This window comes from Sphingorhabdus sp. (assembly GCF_044357595.1).
Classification (GTDB): Bacteria; Pseudomonadota; Alphaproteobacteria; order Sphingomonadales; family Sphingomonadaceae; genus Sphingorhabdus_B.
This window is the reverse complement of sequence record NZ_JBIKPH010000208.1, coordinates 1-2,674: the sequence shown is the minus strand read 5'-3', so window position 1 is coordinate 2,674 and position 2,674 is coordinate 1. Positions and strand designations below refer to the sequence as shown.

Annotated in this window: 5 protein-coding genes; all 5 read left to right on the top strand. The window is 53.0% G+C overall.

Features of this window, described 5'->3' with window-relative positions:
* On the top strand, positions 1–269 hold a 269-nt coding region (locus ACIQ2T_RS13110), incomplete at its 5' end, for an acyl-CoA dehydrogenase family protein (RefSeq protein WP_397591189.1).
* A 100-nt stretch (positions 270–369) separates the two neighbouring features.
* Positions 370–990, top strand: a complete 621-nt coding sequence (locus ACIQ2T_RS13105; protein ID WP_397591188.1) for a phasin family protein — start codon at positions 370–372, stop codon at positions 988–990.
* A gap of 219 nt (positions 991–1,209) precedes the next feature.
* A complete protein-coding gene (clpS, locus tag ACIQ2T_RS13100; RefSeq protein WP_306064361.1) occupies positions 1,210–1,539 on the top strand; it encodes an ATP-dependent Clp protease adapter ClpS in 330 nt (109 codons plus the stop codon).
* Complete coding sequence (locus ACIQ2T_RS13095) at positions 1,536–2,264, top strand: SDR family NAD(P)-dependent oxidoreductase (protein ID WP_397583064.1); 729 nt, start codon at positions 1,536–1,538, stop codon at positions 2,262–2,264. Before clpS ends, ACIQ2T_RS13095 begins: the two co-directional genes overlap by 4 nt.
* A partial coding sequence (locus ACIQ2T_RS13090; protein ID WP_397591187.1) for a 2-hydroxychromene-2-carboxylate isomerase occupies positions 2,264–2,674 on the top strand: 411 nt, incomplete at its 3' end. The genes ACIQ2T_RS13095 and ACIQ2T_RS13090, both read left to right, overlap by 1 nt.

Genomic DNA, 2,674 nt, shown 5'->3' with positions numbered 1-2,674 from the left:
AGCAATCGAAATCCATGACCACAATGGCAACGCTGAAGCTTGATCTGCCCGCTGCCGAACGCATGGCGGCGGTATCGGCTTGCAAGGCGAAGGTTTCGCGCTCTGCAAAGTTTGTTGGCCAAAGCGCCATCCAAACACATGGCGGCATTGGCATTACCCAAGAATTGGCGATCGGCCATTTCTTCAAACGGGCAACAATGATCGAAAACCAGTTCGGTTCTGCTGATCATCACTATGAACGCTTTGAACGTCTAACATTGGCGGACTAAGGCCCCGCCAAGTCATTTTTGTGCAGTGCAACATTTTTGTTGACACGGTTTGTCACTGCATTTATTGTGCAGTGCAACACAGCAGAAATGGTGCTCACTTATGACGCGCAAAGCAGAAACCCCTACTCCGTCGAAAACCGCCAAAGTCGCGGCGATGAAGGACGTCGCTTTGAAGGCTGCATCGAGCATCGTTGCTAAGACCAAGGTGGAAACGCCTGCTGCTTCGCTGGCGCATAAAACCGTGTCTGTTGAAACAACGCCGATTGCTAAAGGAGTATCAAAGATGACTGACAGTGTTAAAGCCACCACAGAAAAAGCAACCGAGTTTTTTGCAGACGTCCGCGTGAAGGCAAGCGAAGCCGCTGAAAAGGGTAAGAAGTTTGCCGCGGAAGCCGTCGAATTCAACCAGGCAAATGTTGACGCTGTCGTTGAAGCCGGCAAAATCGTCGCTAAGGGCGCTCAAGAAATGGGTAAGACCAATATGGAATTCGCTAAGAAGAGTTTCGAAGACGTCCAGGCTGCCGTGAAGGAACTGACCGCCGTGAAATCTCCAACCGATTTCGTCAAGCTGCAAGGTGAGATGGCCCGCAAGGGTTTCGACACCGCAGTTGCCCAGGGTTCGAAGAATACAGAAGCAATGGTTAAGCTGGTGAACGAAATGTTCCAGCCAATCTCAAACCGCATCGCGGTAACGACTGAGCTTTTCAAGAAAGCTGCATAAGCTTTCGAACGATATTGCGCCGGTGGGTTATACGCCTGCCACCTTCTCTCTCTCCTCCTTTTGGTGGTGGGCAGTCGAAATAAACCGGTGCAATCCAACGAAGAAGCCGTCCTTTTCCTTGGGGAAAGGGCGGTTTCTTTTTGGTGCGACCGAATTGATAGTGAACGGGGCTTGCAGAGTCCCCCTCCCATATCCTATTTCAGCTTTATGCAAATATCTATGGCGCAAGATGATGACGATAAAAATGGTGGCAGACCAGGGGTCGGCCTTGCCACGCGCACGCGCCCGAAAACAAAGAAGCCAAGCCTGTATAAGGTGTTGCTGCTGAACGACGATTACACGCCGATGGAATTTGTCGTACATGTCCTCAAGGCGTTTTTTCAGATGGACACTGATCAAGCCACGCGGGTTATGATCCATGTACACCAAAAGGGCGTCGGCGTTTGCGGCATTTTTACCTATGAAGTGGCTGAAACAAAGGTAACGCAGGTGATGGACTTTGCCCTGAAGAACCAGCACCCACTGCAATGCACACTTGAAAAAGATTGAGTAAGGCGGCCCTTATCGTCGGCGCAGGTGACGCAACAGGCGGCGCAATCGCTAAGGCCTTTGCGCGCGAAGGCTATGTCGCTTGCGTCAACCGCCGTGCGCGCAATGCCGATCAACTTGAGGCTCTCGCTCAATCGATCCGCGATGAGGGTTACAAAGCGCACGCTTACCCTGCCGATGCTCGCATCGAAGATGATGTGGTCGCGATGGTCGACGCGATTGAACGCGACGTCGGGCCGATAGAAGTCGCGGTCTTTAACATCGGCGCCAACGTCAATTTCTCGGTGCTTGATATGACCGCGCAAGTGTACCGCAAAGTTTGGGAGATGGCCGCGTTCGCTGGTTTCCTTATGGCGCGTGAGTCTGCACGGCGGATGGTCGAGCGGCAATCGGGCACCATCATTTTTACTGGCGCAACTGCAAGCATTCGCGGCGGCAAAGGATTTTCAGCTTTTTCTGGTGCGAAAGGTGCATTGCGCATGCTAGCGCAGTCGATGGCGCGTGAACTTGGGCCACAGAATATACATGTCGCGCATGTCATTATCGACGGCGGAATCGATACGGCGTTCATCCGCGGCATCCACCCTGATTTTGAAGCAGCGAAGGCCGCTGACGGTATATTGTCGCCCGATGCCATCGCGCTGCAATATGTCGCCTTACACAAACAACACCGCACCGCCTGGACACATGAGATAGACTTGCGTCCTTGGTCGGAGAGTTTCTGATGGCAAAAAATTTGGAGTTTCTTTTCGATTTTGGCGGACCGAATAGCTATCTCGCGCACAAGAGCTTGCCCGAGATCTGTGCGCGCACCGGCGCGGAGCCTGTGTATGTCCCCATTCTGCTGGGTGGCCTGTTCAAACTGACGAACAACCAAGCGCCCATGATGCGTTATGCCGAAACGCCGGCTAAGCGGAATTACGAAATGCTTGAGTTTGACCGCTTCGTGAAGGCGCATGCTTTGCCATTCAAGATGAACCCGCGTTTTCCGATAAACTCGCTATATCTGATGCGCGGCGCAGTTGCTGCCCAGCAGCTTGGCTGCTTTGCGCTTTATGTCGACACGGTCATGGCGGCGATGTGGGAAGACGGCAGGGACATGGGCGAAGCAAAGATTGTGCGCCAAGTCCTCGAC